This is a genomic window from Pseudomonas abietaniphila, assembly GCF_900100795.1.
Taxonomy (GTDB): domain Bacteria; phylum Pseudomonadota; class Gammaproteobacteria; order Pseudomonadales; family Pseudomonadaceae; genus Aquipseudomonas; species Aquipseudomonas abietaniphila.
In genome coordinates this window covers 38519-56716 of record NZ_FNCO01000016.1, presented here as the reverse complement: position 1 = coordinate 56716, position 18198 = coordinate 38519, and the positions used below count along the sequence as shown (strand labels likewise).

General features: G+C 61.2%; 14 protein-coding genes. 8 read left to right on the top strand and 6 right to left on the bottom strand.

All coding sequences use genetic code 11. From position 1 onward, the window contains the following. Positions 1-178: 178 nt before the first annotated feature. The 5 genes from BLS87_RS25535 to BLS87_RS25515 all read right to left on the bottom strand — a co-directional run bounded on the left by BLS87_RS25535 (position 179) and on the right by BLS87_RS25515 (position 6079). Positions 179-1060 (bottom strand): LysR family transcriptional regulator, encoded by an 882-nt coding sequence (locus BLS87_RS25535; RefSeq protein ID WP_074756952.1) that lies wholly within the window; start codon positions 1058-1060, stop codon positions 179-181. A 58-nt stretch (positions 1061-1118) separates the two neighbouring features. Next, complete coding sequence (locus BLS87_RS25530) at positions 1119-1871, bottom strand: maleate cis-trans isomerase family protein (RefSeq protein WP_074756950.1); 753 nt, start codon at positions 1869-1871, stop codon at positions 1119-1121. A 22-nt stretch (positions 1872-1893) separates the two neighbouring features. Next, positions 1894-3213: an MFS transporter gene (locus BLS87_RS25525; protein ID WP_208605199.1), complete on the bottom strand. Its 1320-nt coding sequence runs from the start codon at positions 3211-3213 to the stop codon at positions 1894-1896. Positions 3214-3480: 267 nt separating this feature from the next. Then, positions 3481-4866 carry an MFS transporter gene (locus BLS87_RS25520; protein ID WP_074756948.1) on the bottom strand — a complete coding sequence of 462 codons (1386 nt, stop codon included), beginning with the start codon at positions 4864-4866 and terminating at the stop codon, positions 3481-3483. Between the two features lie 271 nt (positions 4867-5137). Beyond that, on the bottom strand, positions 5138-6079 hold the full coding sequence (locus BLS87_RS25515) for a LysR family transcriptional regulator (protein ID WP_074756946.1): 942 nt from the start codon (positions 6077-6079) through the stop codon (positions 5138-5140). Positions 6080-6201: 122 nt separating this feature from the next. Between BLS87_RS25515 and BLS87_RS25510 the strand changes: the two genes are divergently transcribed. Then, the gene (locus BLS87_RS25510) at positions 6202-7383 is read left to right on the top strand and encodes a fumarylacetoacetate hydrolase family protein (RefSeq protein ID WP_074756944.1); all 1182 of its coding nucleotides are present in this window, start codon (positions 6202-6204) and stop codon (positions 7381-7383) included. A gap of 90 nt (positions 7384-7473) precedes the next feature. Further along, positions 7474-9258 (top strand): IlvD/Edd family dehydratase, encoded by a 1785-nt coding sequence (locus BLS87_RS25505; protein WP_074756942.1) that lies wholly within the window; start codon positions 7474-7476, stop codon positions 9256-9258. Between the two features lie 134 nt (positions 9259-9392). Here BLS87_RS25505 and BLS87_RS25500 read toward each other — a convergent pair whose 3' ends face one another. Next, complete coding sequence (locus BLS87_RS25500; protein WP_074756940.1) at positions 9393-10298, bottom strand: LysR family transcriptional regulator; 906 nt, start codon at positions 10296-10298, stop codon at positions 9393-9395. Between the two features lie 108 nt (positions 10299-10406). On the opposite strand from BLS87_RS25500, the gene BLS87_RS25495 reads away from it, so the two are divergent. From BLS87_RS25495 to BLS87_RS25470, 6 genes are all read left to right on the top strand, one after another. After that, the gene (locus BLS87_RS25495) at positions 10407-11414 is read left to right on the top strand and encodes a zinc-binding alcohol dehydrogenase family protein (protein WP_074756938.1); all 1008 of its coding nucleotides are present in this window, start codon (positions 10407-10409) and stop codon (positions 11412-11414) included. Between the two features lie 106 nt (positions 11415-11520). Further along, positions 11521-12174 (top strand): oxygen-insensitive NAD(P)H nitroreductase, encoded by a 654-nt coding sequence (nfsB, locus tag BLS87_RS25490; protein ID WP_074756936.1) that lies wholly within the window; start codon positions 11521-11523, stop codon positions 12172-12174. Positions 12175-12784: 610 nt separating this feature from the next. Continuing rightward, positions 12785-13027, top strand: coding sequence for an exodeoxyribonuclease VII small subunit (locus tag BLS87_RS25485; protein WP_062384761.1), 243 nt, complete (start codon positions 12785-12787; stop codon positions 13025-13027). Continuing rightward, on the top strand, positions 13024-13911 hold the full coding sequence (ispA, locus tag BLS87_RS25480; protein WP_074756934.1) for a (2E,6E)-farnesyl diphosphate synthase: 888 nt from the start codon (positions 13024-13026) through the stop codon (positions 13909-13911). The genes BLS87_RS25485 and ispA overlap by 4 nt, the downstream gene beginning before the upstream one ends. A 223-nt stretch (positions 13912-14134) precedes the next feature. After that, entirely contained in the window at positions 14135-16036 is a 1902-nt protein-coding gene (gene dxs / locus BLS87_RS25475) for a 1-deoxy-D-xylulose-5-phosphate synthase (RefSeq protein WP_074756932.1), read from the top strand. A 134-nt stretch (positions 16037-16170) separates the two neighbouring features. Beyond that, the gene (locus tag BLS87_RS25470; protein ID WP_074756930.1) at positions 16171-18054 is read left to right on the top strand and encodes a TonB-dependent receptor domain-containing protein; all 1884 of its coding nucleotides are present in this window, start codon (positions 16171-16173) and stop codon (positions 18052-18054) included. Positions 18055-18198 lie beyond the last annotated feature (144 nt).

Below are 18198 nucleotides of genomic sequence, written 5' to 3'. Positions count from 1 at the left end.
CTGCCCCGCCTTGCAGGAGCCAGCTCGCTGGCGAACGCGATCCGTCAATCACCATTAGTGTGTCTGTTTCACCGTGTTCGCCAGCAAGCCGGCTCCTACAGGAATTGCGGTGTGTCACGACCTATTCGATTCAGACACGCCGCGATCGCGGGCAAGCGCGCTCCGACAATGAGGTGCATCAACCCGCGAGCAGATGGTCCAGAAACAGCTGCGCGGCCGTGGACAAACCCGCCCTGGACCTTACGCAAACGCTGAGTTCGCGACTGGCCCAGTCTTCGTTCAAGGGCACGGCAGTCGCGCCGTCCATTTTGTAAATCTCCACGCTGCCCGCCGGCATGATGCCGATGCCAACGCCCGCCTGAACCATCAGGCACAACGCGTCATAGCTGGAGACTTCCATACGGATTTTCAGCGAGCGGCCCATGTCATTGGCGGCTTTGATCAGCTGAAAATTGAGGTGCGTGCCGCTGCGCAGGGTGACGTATTCGTGGTCGAGCGTTTCGTTGAAGGTGAGCGACGTGCGCCCGGCCAAGGGATGATCGTTGGGCACCAGCAACACCAGTCGGTCGGTGCGAAACGGGAACACTTCGATGTCAGCGCCATGGGGCAGACGCGTAAAGATGCCGATGTCGGCGCGGTTTTCCGCCACGGCCTTGGTGATCGCCAGGCTTTGCTGCTCTTGCAGGCTGACGTTGATCAGCGGGTAGAGCGCCATGAACGACTTGATCAGCCCCGGCATGAACTGCGTGATCGCCGAAATGTTCGCCAGCACGTGCACCGACCCGCGACGCCCGTGGGAGTAATCGCGCATCTGCACGACGATTTCATTGAGGTTGTTCAGCGCGCTGCGAGCCATGAACAGCAACGACAGGCCGGCATCGGTCGGCGTGATGCCTTTGTTGGTGCGGTTGAGCAGTTTTGAATCGAGCAGCTCTTCCAGCTCGCTGAGCCGCTTGCTCACCGCGGCCGCCGCGATGTGTTCACGCTTGGCGGCGGCAGCGATGGTGCCTTCTTCGACAACGCTGACGAAGAGGCGCAACGAGACGGGATCGAGCTTCATGTGAGGTACCGGGCGTGCTGGCCAGAATGGCCGCCATAGTACCCCGTCATTCATCGACTCAGAACTGACCAGACAGCAGATGCCCGGCGTTTGGCACCTGAGCGGTGAGGCCCAGTGTTTTCAGCATCTGGTAAACCGTCGCCACCGACGCCGACAGCACCGGCTTGTCGAGACGATCCTGTACGACCTGGATCGCGGGCAGCGAAGGCATCTGCACGCAGCACGACAGCACCACCCCATCGGCCTGACCGATGTTCAACTTATCGGCGTGGGCCACCAGATTCATCGGGTCCAGACGACCGACTTCGAGGTTGTCGGACACTTCCAGGCTGATGGAGTCGACCACTTCGATACCCGCCGCTTCGATGTAGTCGATGACCTGTTGGGTCAGGGGCTTCATGTACGGGGTGATGATCGAAATTTTCTTGTAGTTGAGCATGTTCAGGCTGTCGATCAACGCACCCGCAGAACTCAGCACTGGAGCGTTCGACTTGTTGGAAACCACGGTCTTGCCCAGACGGTCCTGCGAGACTTTGTGGTAACCCGCGCCCTGGCACATGATCGCCACCAGGCAGGCGTAGGCCATGACGTCCACGCGTGCATCGCTCAGTTCCAGCGCGCAACGGTCGCTGTCGATGTCCATCTTCTTCAGCTCTTCGGGGCTCACGTGCATCATGCGCATGCGCGACGAATGGAACGTGAAGTGCTCTTCCGGAAACAGCGAGTAACGCGAGGTCAGCATCGCCGGAATTTCGGTTTCCATGGTGGTGTTGGAGCTTGGAACGATTTGGCCGATTCGAAAGTTTTTCATGGGGCTGTCCTCTAGATGCAGATCAGTTGCCGCTGGTGAGTTGAACGCCTTTGGTTTCCTGCAGCGTGAACACCATGACGGCGGCAATGGCGTAGGAAACGGAGGCAAGAGAAATCGTGGCGGTGAAGCCGATAAGCGGGATCAGCACGGGGACCAGCTTGATCCCGACAATGGCGCCCACCCGGCCGAAGTTGAAACAGAAGCCCGACGCGGTGGAGCGGATGCTGGTGGGGAACAGTTCCGAATACCACGCGCCGAAGCCGCTGAAGTAACCGGTGAAGAAGCCCAGAAGTGCAGCCAGAGAGCCCAGCATGATGATGTTCTGGGTGGTGAACATCAGCTTGCCGTCTGTCAGCGGCATCAGGGTCGCGGAGTAGGAAAACACCGGCACCATGATCGCCATGCCGCCAAAGAAGATCGCAAATGACAGGCGGCGTCCGACGGCTTCTGCCAGATAGCCGTAGGCCAGATAACCGATGGTGGCACCAATGCCGATCCAGATGACAAACACCGGCGCCTGATCGATGCGCACGTTCAGAATGTTCTGCAGATAGGCCGGCATGAAGGTGGTGATGATCCAGTAGCCGTACATGCCGAGCACCGAAATGCTCAGGCCCAGCAGGGTCACTTTTCGGTACTGCGGGCTGAAGATTTCCATCAGCCGCCCCTTGTCGGTGTTGCGACGCATGAACTCGCGGTTCGCCAGCCAGACAGGCGACTCTTTGACGAACAGCCAGATGAACACGAGGGTGAAGTAGGCCGGGATCGACGCGTAGATGAACAGCGTGCGCCAGGACTCAGGGTTGCTGCTGTCGAGGAAGCTCCAGGCAAAAATCGCGGCGAGCAAACCGCCACCCGACCAGCCGGTTTGCATCACGGCGAAGGCTTTGGCGCGACCGGCAGGCGGCCAGATTTCCGACACCAGCGCAGCCGCGGCAGACCACAGCCCACCGACCGCAATCCCGACGCAGAAACGGAACAGGTTCAGTTGCCACAGGCTGTCGGCAAACCCGCAGAGCAAAGTGCCGGTGCCATAGACGAACACCGACAGCATCATGGTCTTCTTGCGGCCGATCTTGTCGGAGATGTTCCCGAGGAAGAAGCCGCCGATACCGGTTGCCAGCAGAAACCAGGCCACGGTCGATACGACATCGCCCAGGCCGACAGAAAAGGTTTTGGCGATGGCCAGCAGGACGAAGCCGAAGACGGTGGCATCCAGCGCGTCGAACAGCCAAGCGGCCCAAGAGCCGCCCAAAGTAGCGTAACGCTGGCCGGTGCTCAGCTGAGCACTGCCATCCAGAGGCGCAGAAACGGGCGCGGGCCCGGCAGCAAGGGTTTTCATGGGGAAACCTCGTGGGACTCAACTTATTATTTTTGGAAACCCGGTCGACGGCATGACGCGCAGTCGGCGAACGGTTGGTCATTGCGACCGATGTTAGGAGTCAGAGGCGGGGGCGTATATCAGGCATTGGCGAGCTTGCCATCGCGGATGGCGATGGCAGATGTCGAGAAAATGTCGGTGCTTAACGTTCTCGCCAACCGGTGGCAAGTGCTGTGGGAGCGAGCAAGCTCGCTCCCACAGGAGTCTGTGTTGTCCGGCCTTTCCCGGTCAGGCTTGTGAGAGTTGTCCTGCAGGCACTGCCGTGTCGACCTTGTGATTGCCCAGCATCGCTTTGGGAATCGACAGAATCAGCCCCGCGCTGACAAACAGGCACGCCCCCAGCACGTAGGTGCCGTTATTGATGTTGCCAGTCAGGTTCTCGGCCATAGCGGTGATCATCGAGCCGGTGAAACCGGACAAGTTGCCGATGGCGTTGATCATGCCGATGCCCGCCGCTGCCGCAACGCCAGACAACACCGTGCCCGGCAACGTCCAGTAGATCGGCATCAGGCTCAACACGCCCGAGGCGGAAACGCTGAGGAAGATGATCGACAGCACCACGTTGTTGGCGAAATACGCACTGAGGATCAGGCCAATGCCGCCGATGATCGCCGGGATCGCTGCGTGCAGACGACGCTCGCCGGTCTTGTTCGAATGCCGCGCATTGAGGGTCATGGCGATAACCGCAATGCCGTACGGAATGGCGGTCAGCAGACCGATGTCCAGCGGGTTCGAAATACCTGCGCTTTTGATGATCGACGGCATCCAGAACGCCAGGCCATAGAACCCGGTGTTGAACGTCAGCAGGATCAGCACCAACAGCCACACGCGGCCATTGAAGAATACCTCGCGCAGGTTCGACGCCTTGCCTTTGCTGTCGGTCTCCAGATTGGCCTTGAGCATGGCTTTCTCTTCGGGCGACAGCCATTTGGCCGAATCAACGTTGTTGGCCATGAACGCCAGCACCACGAACGCCATGATGACCGAGGGGATGCCTTCGATGATCAGCAACCATTGCCAGCAGGCCATGCCCTGCACGCCTTGCATTCGGGTCATCAGCCAGCCGGAAATCACGCCGCCCAGCGTCAGGCTGATCGGCATCGCCATCAGGAAACCCGACAGGACACGGCTTTGACGGCGGGTCGGAAACCAGTAATTGAGGTAAAGGATCACGCCTGGAAAGAACCCTGCCTCACAGATGCCGAGCAAGAAGCGCAGCACGTAGAACATGGTTTCCGATTCGATGTGAAAGAACTTCGCCAGCGGTACGGTGAACGCCACGGCCATGGAGACGATGGCCCAAGTGAGCATGATCCGGGCAATCCACATACGCGCGCCGAAGCGATGCAGCAACAGATTGCTCGGCACTTCGAAGAGGAAGTAACCCCAGAAGAACATGCTCGCGCCCAAGGCGTAGATGGTGTTGCTGAATTGCAGGTCGTTGAGCATATCCAGCTTGGCGAAGCCGATGTTCACGCGGTCCAGGTACGCGGCCATGTAGCACAGCAGCAGGACAGGGAGGATGCGCAAGATCACTTTGCGGTAGGTGCGGTCTTCAAAACTGGCTTGCCCGGCACCCGAAGGTTCGGGCAGGCGTTGGGAAACGGTTTCCATGGTGGGACCTCCAGGCACGTGGACGGGCCTGTATTGTTGTTATGGAGGGTCGAAGCACGGAACGATGTTACCGATAACAGGTAGGCCTGACTACCGTAAATACGGGGCGGGACAATGACTTGTTCCCATTGATCGATAACGCAGGGTTATCGAAGGTCACCCTGCGGGAGCGAATTCATTCGCGAGAAATCCTTCTCCCAATGCAAATGTGCGCTTGAAACCGCATCGCGAATAAATTCGCTTCCACAGATGATTTCGGCAGTCAGGCACATCAATTGCGCGCCACCTGCGCATTCGCCAGCAGGATCTCGGCAAATTCCGACGCAGCCCCCAGCAACGGCTCGCCGCGACGGGTCAGGATGCCGTAATCCTGCGGTGCGAGTTTCAGCGAGGTGTTGAGCACTTTCAGCAGTCCGGTGTCCAGATGCGGCTGCGCCATGGAGGCCGGCAACATGGCGATCATCGGCCCGGACTGCAGCACCTGGAGGAAGGTCTGCATTGAGATCGTGTCGATGGTGTTCTTCGGCGTTGCGATGCCGGCCTGCGCAAACGCCTGTTCCATCCGCGCGCGAATGGGCGTGCCGACCGGGTAAAGAATCCACGGCCACTTGCCCAGTTCCTGCAACGGTGTTTCCTGCAACTCCGTCAGCGGATGACGGCTGTTGACCACCATGCAGAACGGCTCGGGCGCCAGCGCCTGGAAGTCATACACCTGTTGCTGGTTTTCGTCGGTGTAACGCGCCACGGCCAGGTCGAGCTTCTTGTCGTCGAGCATTTCCATGAGGTGATCGCTGGTCTGCTCGACCACCTCGATGGACAGCAACGGCCAGCGTTTCTTCAGTTGAACGATCGCGTCGGGCAACACCACCGCGGTCGCCGCGAAAATCGCACCCACCTTCAGAAAACCATGTCCGCCTTCACGCAGGCTGCTGATCTGGTCAACAAACTTGTTCGCATCGTTGAGCGCAATCTGCGCATAACGCACCACGTGTTCGCCCAACGCAGTCGGCGGCATGTTGCGCGGAAGGCGTTCAAACAGATCGAAGCCGAGCAGGCGTTCGATCTCGCGCAGCATCTTGCTGACCGCCGGCTGGCTGAGGTTCATGTGCTGGGCAGCGGCGTGCATGTTGCGGGTCCGCGCCAAGGTATCGATCAGCACCAGGTGCTTGAACTTCAGCCAGTTGCAGACCGTGGAAAAGGAAATGTCGGACATGGAAACAGCCTCGATTCGCGATAACCCAGTGTTATCGATAATTGAGCAGATGTCATTGGAGTTTATCGGCCGCGCTGATTAGGGTCGGTACGAAAAGCACAAAAATATCCGAGGACTGCCCCATGCCTATTCAGCTCACCCCAGAAAACACACTGCCTGCCGACGGCCTGACCGGCACTTTGATCGGCCGCGCCTGGGTGCCCGGCAACGTCAGCGGGCCTTCGCCCGTTGTGCTGCGCAGCGACGGGGTGTTCGATCTGTCGGCACAATTCGCCACGTTGAGCGAGTTGCTGGAGTCCGAGTCGCCGCTCAAAGCGGTGCGTGAAACCCAGGGCACCTTGATCGCCAGCGTTGAGGCACTGCTGGCCAACTCGACCTCAAACCCTGACACCAATAAGCCGTTCCTGCTAGCGCCCGCCGACCTGCAGGTCATCAAAGCCGCCGGCGTGACCTTCGCCGCAAGCATGATCGAGCGGGTGATCGAAGAGCAGGCCGCAGGCGATCCGGCCAAGGCAGAGAGCGTGCGGGCCATCGTGCACAACGCCATCGGCGACAACCTGCGCAGCATCAAGCCGGGTTCCGAGCAGGCGAGCAAGCTCAAAGCGCTGCTGATCGAACAGAAAATGTGGTCGCAGTACCTGGAAGTCGGCATCGGCCCGGACGCCGAAATTTTCACCAAGGCGCCTGTGCTCGCCGCTGTCGGCAGCGGCAGCCAGATCGGCATCCACCCGAAATCGGAATGGAACAACCCGGAACCGGAAGTGGTGCTGGCGGTGAACAGCCGTGGGCAGATTCACGGCGCGACGCTGGGCAACGACGTCAACCTGCGTGACTTTGAGGGTCGCAGTGCGCTGCTGCTGAGCAAGGCGAAAGACAACAACGCCTCGTGCGCCATCGGTCCGTTCATCCGCCTGTTCGACGAGACGTTCTCGATGGACGACGTGCGCAACTGCGTGGTCGATCTGCAGGTGAAAGGCAATGACGGCTATGTGATGAAAGGCTCCAGCTCGATGTCGCAGATCAGCCGTGACCCGGAAGACATCGCCGCGCAAACGCTGAACGCCAACCATCAATACCCCGACGGCTTCCTGCTGTACCTGGGCACCCTCTTCGCCCCGACCGAAGACCGCGATCATGTAGGCGGTGGTTTCACGCACAAGCTCGGGGATCAGGTCAGCATCAGCAGCCGTCTGCTCGGCGGGTTGCACAACGAGGTGACCCACAGCAGCCGGGCGACGCCCTGGACGTTTGGGGTGGGCGCGCTGATTCGCAACCTCGCGGCGCGTGATTTGCTGTCGCGCTGAAGCCCTGCCGGTTTACAAAACGGTTTTTCAGGCTCAATGTTACCGATAACAGATTCTGGCAATACCCTAATTCCAAGAGAGACCCGAACCATGTCCGATACGCCCAAACGCCCTCTGCGCAGCCAGCAATGGTTCGACGATCCCGATCACGCCGACATGACCGCGCTCTACGTCGAGCGTTACATGAACTACGGCCTGACCCGTGAAGAGCTGCAATCCGGCCGCCCGATCATCGGCATCGCCCAAACCGGCAGCGATCTTGCGCCGTGCAATCGTCATCACCTGGAACTGGCGCAGCGGGTCAAGGCAGGCATTCGTGATGCGGGCGGGATTCCGATGGAATTTCCGGTGCATCCCATGGCCGAGCAAACCCGTCGTCCTACCGCCGCGTTGGATCGAAACCTCGCTTACTTGGGCCTCGTTGAAATCCTCCACGGCTACCCGCTCGACGGCGTGGTCCTGACCACCGGCTGCGACAAAACCACACCGGCGTGCCTGATGGCTGCCGCGACGACGGACCTGCCCGCCATCGTGTTGTCGGGCGGGCCCATGCTCGACGGTCGCCACAAAGGGGAGCTGATCGGCTCTGGCACCGTGCTCTGGCATGCGCGCAATCTGCTGTCGGCGGGCGAGATCAACTACGAAGGCTTCATGGAAATGACCACCGCGGCCTCACCGTCGGTCGGTCACTGCAACACCATGGGCACGGCGCTTTCGATGAATGCCCTGGCCGAAGCGTTGGGCATGTCGTTACCGGGTTGCGCAAGCATTCCGGCGGCATACCGCGAGCGCGGCCAAATGGCCTACATGACCGGCAAACGCATCTGCGACCTGGTCCGCGAAGACGTACGTCCTTCGCAGATCATGACCCGCGAGGCCTTTGAAAACGCGATTGCCGTGGCGTCGGCGTTGGGCGCGTCCAGCAACTGCCCGCCTCACCTGATTGCCATCGCGCGGCACATGGGCGTCGAACTGAGCCTGGACGACTGGCAGCGCATCGGCGAAGACGTGCCGTTACTGGTCAACTGCATGCCCGCCGGCAAGTACCTGGGCGAAGGCTTCCACCGCGCAGGCGGCGTACCGGCGGTGATGCACGAACTGCAGAAAGCCGGAAAGCTGCATGAAGACTGCGGTTCGGTGTCCGGCAAAACCATCGGCGACATCGTGCGTAATGCGGTCGCTCAGGACGTGGATGTGATTCGCCCTTACGAAGACCCGCTCAAGCACCGCGCGGGCTTCATCGTACTCAGCGGCAACTTCTTCGACAGCGCGATCATGAAGATGTCGGTGGTCGGCGAAGCGTTCCGCAAAACCTACCTGTCCGAGCCGGGCGCCGAGAACAGCTTCGAAGCGCGGGCAATTGTCTTCGAAGGCCCCGAGGACTATCACGCGCGCATCAACGACCCGTCGCTGGACATTGACGAGCGCTGCATTCTGGTGATTCGCGGCGCAGGCACGGTCGGCTATCCGGGCAGCGCAGAAGTGGTGAACATGGCGCCACCGGCCGAGCTGATCAAACGCGGCATCGATTCGTTGCCGTGCCTGGGCGATGGTCGTCAGAGCGGCACGTCTGCGAGCCCGTCGATCCTCAACATGTCGCCGGAAGCGGCGGTCGGCGGTGGTCTCGCACTGCTGAAAACCAACGACCGTCTGCGCGTGGACCTGAACAATCGCAGCGTCAACGTGCTGGTCAGCGATGAGGAAATGGCCGAGCGTCGCGCGCAGTTCGAACCGACAATGCCCGCCTCGCAAACGCCGTGGCAAGAGCTCTATCGCCAACTGGTCGGGCAGTTATCCACAGGCGGCTGCCTGGAACCTGCCACGCTGCATCTGCGCGTGATCGCACGCAGTGGTGAGCCGAGGCATTCGCATTGATCGGCAGTCGTTATCTCTGACGTAAAGCAATTGTAGGCGTGAGCTTGCTCGCGATAGCGGTGTGTCTGGCGGCATCAAGCTGAATGACGTACCTCAATCGCGGGCAAGCGCGCTCCTACAGGTCATCAGGGGGCTCACAAAAGCTTCGGCAAGCCCTTCTCCATGTCGACGAACCGGCTCTTGAGCATCGAATGCAGTTGCTGCACCGCAGGCGAAAACTGTTTGCGGTGCGGATACACCAGATTCAACGGCGCGGGTTCGCCCGGATAATCCGGCAACAGCAACTCCAGCCGCCCTGCCAGCACGTCATCGCGCACGTCCACCCACGATTTATACGCGATGCCCTCGCCCGCCACTGCCCAGCGGCGGACCAGATCGGCATCGTCCGTGAGCAACGGTCCCGACACGGTAAATAGGCGCGCGCCCACCGGCCACTTGTCATAGACGCGGCCGTTGAGGATGTACAGCAGACAGTCGTGACGCAGCAGATCGTCCGCTGTCAGCAGCCGCCCTTTACGGGCCAGATAGTCAGGCGACGCCACCAGTACTCGGCGGTTGTAAGGTGCGAGCGGCAACGCAATGTAGTTCGCGTCTTCGATGACACCACTGCGAATGGCCACGTCCACGGGATCGCGGAACATGTCAGCCACCTGGTCCGAGACGAACAATCGCAGGTTCAGCGCAGGATGCTGTCGGCGGAAGTCGGTCATCCAGCCCAGCAACACATTGCGCCCCAGATCCGACGGCGCGGCCACCTGAAGCGTGCCGCTCAACGCCGCGCTCTCACGCCGCAGTTTTTCACGCCCTTCGCTCAAGGTGTCGAGCACCGCCTGTGCGGTCGGCAAATACTGCTCACCTTCGGCGGTCAGGCGCAGGCTGCGGGTCGAGCGCGCGAAGAGCCGGACATCCAGCTCACGCTCCAGTCGCTTGATCGCTGCGGCCACCTGCCCTGGCAGCAGATCGACCTCACGCGCCGCGTTGGAAAAACTGCCCAGCGCGGCGGTGCGGACGAAGAGCGCCAAGTCATCAATGCGGATCATTTTCACTCCAGCTGTGAAAGTGTTGACGCATTGTGCGGGTTTTTCTTGTCGGTAGAGAAGAACAAGATACGTCCAACTTCATATCCCTTGCCTTCAAGAGAGAACGCCATGAAAGCCATCGCCTTTACCCAGCACGGTCTGCCCATCGAAGATCCGAAATCGCTGATGGACATGGACCTGCCAAAACCCGCGCCCGGCCCACGGGACCTGCTGGTTGAAGTCCGCGCCATTTCGGTGAACCCGGTGGACACCAAGATTCGCGCAGGCTCTGCCGCCACCGAACCGAAAGTCGTGGGCTGGGACGCGGTGGGGATCGTTCGTGAAACCGGGCCGGAGGTCACGCTGTTCAAGGCCGGTGACGAGGTGTTCTACGCCGGCTCCATCGCCCGCCCAGGCAACTACAGCGAATTTCATCTGGTGGACGAGCGCATCGTCGGCCGCAAACCGACGTCCATCGACAACGCCCATGCCGCCGCGCTGCCGCTGACCTCGATCACCGCCTGGGAACTGCTGTTCGACCGTTTGGGCGTGCAGGAAGGTGGGGGTGAAGGCGACAGCCTGTTGATCATCGGCGCAGGCGGTGGCGTGGGTTCGATTCTGGTTCAACTGGCTCGGCAGCTGACGAAGCTGACCGTCATCGGCACCGCGTCTCGCCCGGAAACCCGCGAATGGGTCAAAGACCTCGGTGCGCATCACGTGATTGATCACAGTCAGCCGCTGGTGGAGCAACTGGAAAAAATTGGCGTCGGCCAGGTCAGCCATGTGGCCAGCCTGACCCACACAGACAGTTATTTCCCGCAGCTGATCGAAGCCCTGCGCCCACAAGGTCGGCTGGCGCTGATCGACGACCCGAAAACCCTCGACGTCGTCCCCATGAAACGCAAGGCGCTGTCGCTGCACTGGGAACTGATGTTCACCCGCTCGCTGTACGAGACGCCGGACATGATCGCCCAGCACGAACTGCTCAATCGCGTGTCGGCGCTGATCGACCAGGGCGTGTTGAAGACCACGCTCGGCGAACACTTTGGCGTCATCAACGCTGAGAACCTGCGCCGCGCCCACGCCGTGATCGAGAGCGGCAAGGCCCGCGGCAAGATCGTCCTCGAAGGGTTTTAACCGTTCGCAATGGTTCGACCGGCCCGGCGTGTGTGAAGATCGCGCCGCGCCGGCCTCGACGCCTTTCAACTCCAGGCTGCCCTCTTTTTTTGACTCGGAAGACACCATGCAACTCACCGCACTCGCCAAATCCCGCTACACCACCAAGGCCTACGACAACAGCCGCAAAATCCCGCAGGAAACCGTCGACACCCTGCTCGATCAACTGCGCCACAGCCCGTCTTCGGTGAACTCGCAGCCGTGGCATTTCGTTATCGCGTCTGACGAACAAGGCAAAGCGCGTGTGGCCAAGGGCGCCGAAGGCGGCTTTGCGTACAACGAATCCAAGATCCTCAACGCTTCTCACGTGATCGTGCTGTGCACCCGCACCGAGATGACGGAAGCCCACCTGCAGGCCGTGCTGGGGCAGGAAGAGCTCGACGGTCGTTTCCCGACGGCCGACGCCAAGGCCGGTCAGGACAACAGCCGCCGAGGCTACGTGAATCTGCACAAGCACGACCAAAAAGACCTGCAGCACTGGATGGAAAAGCAGACCTATCTGGCGCTGGGCACGCTGCTGCTAGGTGCCGCATCGCTGGGTCTGGACGCAACGCCGATGGAAGGCTTCGACTTCAAGAAGCTCGACGCCGAACTGGGCCTGCGCGAGAAGGGCTATACCAGTCTGGTCGTCGTTGCGCTGGGTTATCGCAGTGAAACCGACTTCAACGCCAAGCTGCCGAAGTCGCGCCTGCCGGCTGAGACGGTGTTCACGTTCCTGTAATTACCGCCCCTGTAGATCCTTTCTGTAAGAGCGCGCTTGCCCGCGAAAAATGGATCGATCCACAAAGATGTATTGCGCGTACATCACCTTCGCGGGCAAGCGCGCTCCTACACCTGCCTGCACGACACAACCTGCACGACTTGCCAGCGACCGCCTGTAGGAGCGCGCTTGCCCGCGAAAAATACATCTCCCCAAAAAGATGTATCGCCTGAACCTCACCTTCACGGGCAAGCGCGCTCCTACACATGCCTGCCCGAACACAACCTGCACGACTTGCCAGCGACCGCCTGTAGGAGCGCGCTTGCCCGTGAAAAATACATCCGCCCACAAAGATGTATTGCGCGTACATCACCTTCGCGGGCAAGCGCGCTCCTACACATGCCTGCCCGAACACAACCTGCACGACTTGCCAGCGCCCCCCTGTAGGAGCGCGCTTGCCCGCGAAAAATGGATCGGTGCACAAAGATGTATTGTGCGTACGTCACCTTCGCGGGCAAGCGCGCGCCTCGAATACCGACTGGTTATACGCACCAGTCAGCACCTCTCATTTGCCCCAATGCCCTCGCTCTGCTAGTGTCGCGCCGGTTTAACGTCTACCGGGATAGCCGCCATGGCCCGCAAGAAAGCTGCACTGGATTTCGAACAGTCCCTCACGGATTTGCAAACGCTGGTCGAGCGTCTGGAGAACGGCGAGCTGTCGCTGGAAGATTCGTTGACCGCCTTTGAGCAGGGCATCCGCCTGACGCGCGAGTGCCAGAGTGCGCTGGCCCAGGCCGAGCAGAAGGTCCAGGTGTTGCTGGAACGCGATGGCGAACTGGCAGAGGAACCCTTCGACGCGGAACAGCCAGAATGATTGCCGACTATCAGGCCCTGAGCCAGGCTCGCGTCAATGCGGCGCTGGACAGCCTGTTCGACGCCCCGGCTCCAGAATTGACCCGCCTTTACGCCGCCATGCGCTACAGCGTGACCAACGGCGGCAAACGTGTCCGTCCCTTGCTGGTTTACGCGGCCTGTGAAGCTTTGGGGGGCCGTGCTGAAACGGCCAACGGCGCGGCCTGCGCGGTCGAGCTGATTCACGCCTACTCGCTGGTGCATGACGATCTGCCTGCCATGGACGACGACGACCTGCGTCGCGGCCTGCCGACCACCCACAAAGCCTTTGACGAGGCCTGCGCCATCCTCGCCGGTGACGGCCTGCAAAGCCTGGCGTTCAGTGTACTGACCGACAGCAAGCTGACCCCGCAGGACGCCGATACCCGCCTGAAAATGGTCGCCACCCTCGCCCACGCCGCAGGCCCTGCGGGCATGGTCGGTGGACAGGCTATCGATCTGGGCTCGGTCGGCCTGAAGCTTGACCAGAAGGCGCTGGAATTCATGCATCGGCACAAGACCGGCGCGCTGATCGAGGCCAGTGTCAGACTCGGCGCCCTGGCCAGCGGTCATGCCACCCAGGACCAACTGAACGCGCTGCAGATTTACGCCCGCGCCATCGGTCTGGCCTTTCAGGTCCAGGACGACATTCTCGACGTCGAAAGCGATACCGCAACGCTTGGCAAACGCCAGGGTGCGGACATCGCACGTGACAAGCCGACCTACCCTGCACTGCTGGGGCTGGAAGAAGCCAAGCTGTACGCGCTGGAGTTGCGTGATCAGGCGCTGGTCGCGCTGCGACCTTTCGACGCGGCCGCCGAGCCGTTGCGTGCACTGGCGCGTTATATCGTCGAGCGCCGCAACTGATACCTCACCTCTCCTGCGTCGCGTCTGCCGCCAGCAGCACGCGTGCCTGCGATCCATGAACATCCCGCACTTTTTCGGGGCCCGATGGACTTTTCGCGGGCAAGCGCGCTCCTACAACGGTATGCACCATTCGACGTCCTGAGCATCCCGTTGCTGTCTTGCGTGCGCAGCTCGCGATGCATCAGGTAAACTGCCGCCTCTTTTACTTATAACGATTCGCCTGATGCCCACGACGTTCAAAGAGATTCCCCGCGAGCGCCCGTCCACGCCCCTGCTCGACAAGGCAGCGACGCCGGACGGCCTGCGCCGGTTAGGTGAAGCAGAGCTTGAAGCCCTGGCTGATGAACTGCGCCTGGAGCTGCTCTATACCGTTGGCCAGACCGGAGGACATTTCGGTGCCGGCCTTGGCGTCATCGAGCTGACCGTTGCCCTGCATTACGTCTTCGATACCCCCGACGACCGGCTGGTCTGGGACGTCGGTCATCAGGCGTATCCGCACAAGATCCTCACCGGTCGTCGCGAGAAGATGTCGACCCTGCGCCAGAAAGGCGGTGTGGCCGCTTTCCCGCGTCGCAGCGAGAGCGAGTACGACACCTTCGGCGTCGGCCACTCCAGCACCTCCATCAGTGCTGCGCTGGGCATGGCCATCGCCTCCCGCCTGCAGGGCAGCGAGCGCAAGTCCATCGCCGTCATCGGGGATGGCGCGCTGACCGCAGGCATGGCCTTCGAGGCGTTGAACCACGCCCCTGAAGTCAACGCCGACATGCTGGTGATCCTCAACGACAACGACATGTCGATCTCGCGCAACGTCGGCGGGCTGTCGAACTACCTGGCGAAGATTCTTTCCAGCCGCACCTACGCCAGCATGCGCGAAGGCAGCAAGAAAGTGCTGTCGCGCCTGCCCGGTGCCTGGGAAATCGCCCGCCGCACCGAGGAATACGCCAAAGGCATGCTGGTCCCCGGCACGCTGTTCGAAGAGCTGGGCTGGAACTACATCGGTCCTATCGACGGCCATGACCTGCCGACGTTGATCGCGACCCTGCGCAACATGCGCGACCTCAAGGGTCCGCAGTTCCTGCACGTGGTCACCAAAAAGGGCAAAGGCTTCGCCCCGGCAGAAGTCGACCCGATCGGCTATCACGCCATCACCAAGCTCGACCCGCTCAACGCTCCTGCTGCTGTGCCGAAAAAGGCCAGCGGGCCGAAGTACTCCGGTGTGTTCGGTCAGTGGCTGTGCGACATGGCCGACGCCGACGAGCGCCTGGTTGGCATTACGCCAGCCATGAAAGAAGGCTCTGATCTGGTGGCCTTCAGCGAGCGTTACCCTGAGCGCTACTTCGACGTCGCCATCGCCGAACAACACGCGGTGACGCTGGCGGCGGGCATGGCCTGCGAAGGCAGCAAGCCGGTGGTGGCGATTTATTCGACCTTCCTGCAGCGCGGTTACGATCAACTGATTCACGACGTCGCGGTTCAGAACCTCGATGTGCTGTTCGCCATCGACCGCGCAGGTCTGGTGGGTGAAGACGGCCCGACGCATGCCGGCAGTTTCGATCTGTCGTACCTGCGCTGCATCCCGGGCATGCTGGTGATGACACCGAGCGACGAGAACGAACTGCGCAAGATGCTGACCACCGGCCACCTGTTCAACGGTCCGGCTGCCGTGCGTTATCCACGCGGCACGGGGCCGAATGCGGTGATCGAAAGCGCGCTGGAGCCACTGGAAATCGGCAAGGGCATCGTCCGTCGCCAGGGCAGCAAGGTCGCGATGCTGGTGTTCGGCGTGCAACTGGCCGAGGCCATGGTTGTCGCTGAAAAGCTCGACGCGACCCTGGTCGACATGCGTTTCGTCAAACCGCTGGATGAGTCACTGGTGCGCGTCATGGCGGCCAGTCACGACCTGCTGGTGACCGTCGAAGAGAACGCCATCATGGGCGGCGCAGGCGCGGCCGTCAGCGAGTTCCTGGCACGGGAAAACATTCTCAAGTCCGTGCTGCACCTGGGCTTGCCGGACGTTTACGTCGAACACGCCAAACCCGCGCAGATGCTCGCGGAGTGCGGTCTGGATGCGGACGGGATTGAAGCGTCGATCGCCGATCGTTTGCAAAAAATCCACAACGCCTGACAGCCCTCTGATCATTCCCACGCTCTGCGTGGGAATGCATCCCATGACGCTCCGCGTCATTCTGCGCTAGACGCAGAGCGTCCGGAGCAGCGTTACCGCGCAGAGCGTGGGAACGATCACTGAAACGAACGAACATGAACCTGCACCGCCTCGCCTTTACCCTATCGCTGCTTCCCGTTACCCCAGCTTTCGCCGACCTGCCAGACCGCGAAAACGCGTTGAAACTGCCCGATGTCCTGATCAGCGCCAATCGCCAGGTCGAGCAGCGCGACGACAGCACGGCGGCCAACACCGTGTTCACCCGCGAAGACATCGAGCGCCTGCAACCGACCAGCGTCACCGACCTGCTCAGCCGCGTGCCGGGTGTCCAGGTGGCGCCGAGCGGTGGACGCGGCAGTCTGCCGGGCATCTACATCCGCGGCACCAAGGCGGCGCAAAACCTGGTGCTGGTCGATGGCCAGCGCATCGCAAATGCCACCTCTGGCGACAGCGCGCTGCAGTTTCTCGATGTCGAGCAGATCGAACGCGTGGAAGTGCTGCGCGGTTCGCGTTCGGTCATCTACGGGGCCGACGCAATTGGCGGCGTGATCCAGATTTTCACCCGCCGAGGCGCCGAGCAGGGACTGCAAGCGCGGCTGCACACCGGCTTGGGCAACCGCAACACACGCCAGAACAGCCTTGGCCTGTCGGGTGGCGACGAACAGACGCATTTCAATCTCAGCACCAGCCTCGACGAAACGGCAGGGATCGATAGCACGGGCCCGTCGTTTGCCAGTGATGGCGACCACGACGCCTACCGCAACAAGTCCATGAGCCTGAACCTCAGCCATTGGCTGAATGACGACGTGGAAGTGGGCTTCAACGCGCTGGATAACAAGGGCAAAAACGAGTTCGACAACCCGTTCGGCCTGTTCGACCCGGTCACGTTCAACAGCGTGGGTCAGCAGCAATACAGCGACTTCGAGGTCAGCAGTCTGGGCACTTACCTGGACGCCCGAATCAACTCGACCTGGAAAACCCGTCTGGAACTGGGGCACAGCGAGAACCGCGAGAAAACCTTCGACAAGCTCAGCGACGATCGATACGTGTTCAACACCTACCGGGACTCGGTCAACTGGCAGAACGACCTGACCCTTGATGAGCACAACAGCCTGATGCTCGGTGCCGACGGTTACGAGGACCGGGTCGCCAGCAGCACGCCCTTCGACGAAGACAGCCGCTGGAACCGCGCCGCGTTCATCCAGCACCGCTACAAAGGCGACGGATTCTCCACCGAGCTCGGTTTGCGCCATGATCAGAATCAGCAGTTCGGCAGCGAGAATACCTGGAGCGGCACGCTGACCGTGCCCCTCAACGACGCCAACGACGTGCTGCTGTCCTACAGCGAAGGTTTCCGCGCGCCGACGTTCAACGATCTGTATTACCCCGGCTTCAGCAACCCGAATCTCAAGCCCGAGCACTCGAAAAGCTACGAACTGCAATGGCGAAGCCGCCTGAGCGACACCAGCAGGCTGGAAGCCTCGCTGTATCGCACGGACCTGAAGGACGCGATCGCGCTGGACGCAGACTTCAGCCCGCAGAACATCGCTTCGGCCCGGATCAATGGCTTCGAGGCATCGTTCGAGCAGCAACTGTTCGGCTGGACCGGCAAACTGGGCGCGTCGATCATCGACCCTCGAGATCGCGACACGGGGCACACGCTCAATCGCCGCGCGCGCCGAACCGCCAATCTGGACCTGGACCGCCAGTTCAATCGCTTGGGCATCGGCGCCAGCTGGCAGGCGGTCAGCGACAGCTACAACGACGAAGCCAACACCCAGCACATCGGCGGATACGCACTGTTCGGACTGCGCAGCAGCTGGAAAGCGAGCGACGAGGTGAAGCTGGAGTTCAAGCTGGATAACGCCCTGGACAAGCGCTACAGCCGCTCACTGTACAGCTTTGATGGCAGTAACTATGGCTACCGCGAAGAGGGCCGGACCTGGCTGTTTGGCGTGACCTGGACGCCTGATCTATAGGCCGTCATGTGTAGGTATGTAGGCGATTATGTGTAGGAGCGTGGCTTGTCCCGCGATCTGACGCGAAGCGGCAGCAAATCCTGCTCGCTCGTTGTGCCTGATACAACAGAGGCATTCGATTCACTGCCGGTCCCAGGCAGATCG

Bases quoted from the DNA above. Each gene is read 5' to 3' on its own strand.
- dxs (WP_074756932.1), top strand. From the start codon at position 14,135: ATGCCCACGACGTTCAAAGAGATTCCCCGCGAGCGCCCGTCCACGCCC.
- BLS87_RS25530 (WP_074756950.1), bottom strand. From the start codon at position 1,871: ATGAAAAACTTTCGAATCGGCCAAATCGTTCCAAGCTCCAACACCACC.
- BLS87_RS25535 (WP_074756952.1), bottom strand. From the start codon at position 1,060: ATGAAGCTCGATCCCGTCTCGTTGCGCCTCTTCGTCAGCGTTGTCGAA.
- BLS87_RS25470 (WP_074756930.1), top strand. From the start codon at position 16,171: ATGAACCTGCACCGCCTCGCCTTTACCCTATCGCTGCTTCCCGTTACC.
- BLS87_RS25500 (WP_074756940.1), bottom strand. From the start codon at position 10,298: ATGATCCGCATTGATGACTTGGCGCTCTTCGTCCGCACCGCCGCGCTG.
- BLS87_RS25510 (WP_074756944.1), top strand. From the start codon at position 6,202: ATGCCTATTCAGCTCACCCCAGAAAACACACTGCCTGCCGACGGCCTG.
- BLS87_RS25525 (WP_208605199.1), bottom strand. From the start codon at position 3,213: ATGAAAACCCTTGCTGCCGGGCCCGCGCCCGTTTCTGCGCCTCTGGAT.
- BLS87_RS25520 (WP_074756948.1), bottom strand. From the start codon at position 4,866: ATGGAAACCGTTTCCCAACGCCTGCCCGAACCTTCGGGTGCCGGGCAA.
- BLS87_RS25515 (WP_074756946.1), bottom strand. From the start codon at position 6,079: ATGTCCGACATTTCCTTTTCCACGGTCTGCAACTGGCTGAAGTTCAAG.
- nfsB (WP_074756936.1), top strand. From the start codon at position 11,521: ATGCAACTCACCGCACTCGCCAAATCCCGCTACACCACCAAGGCCTAC.
- BLS87_RS25505 (WP_074756942.1), top strand. From the start codon at position 7,474: ATGTCCGATACGCCCAAACGCCCTCTGCGCAGCCAGCAATGGTTCGAC.
- BLS87_RS25495 (WP_074756938.1), top strand. From the start codon at position 10,407: ATGAAAGCCATCGCCTTTACCCAGCACGGTCTGCCCATCGAAGATCCG.
- BLS87_RS25485 (WP_062384761.1), top strand. From the start codon at position 12,785: ATGGCCCGCAAGAAAGCTGCACTGGATTTCGAACAGTCCCTCACGGAT.
- ispA (WP_074756934.1), top strand. From the start codon at position 13,024: ATGATTGCCGACTATCAGGCCCTGAGCCAGGCTCGCGTCAATGCGGCG.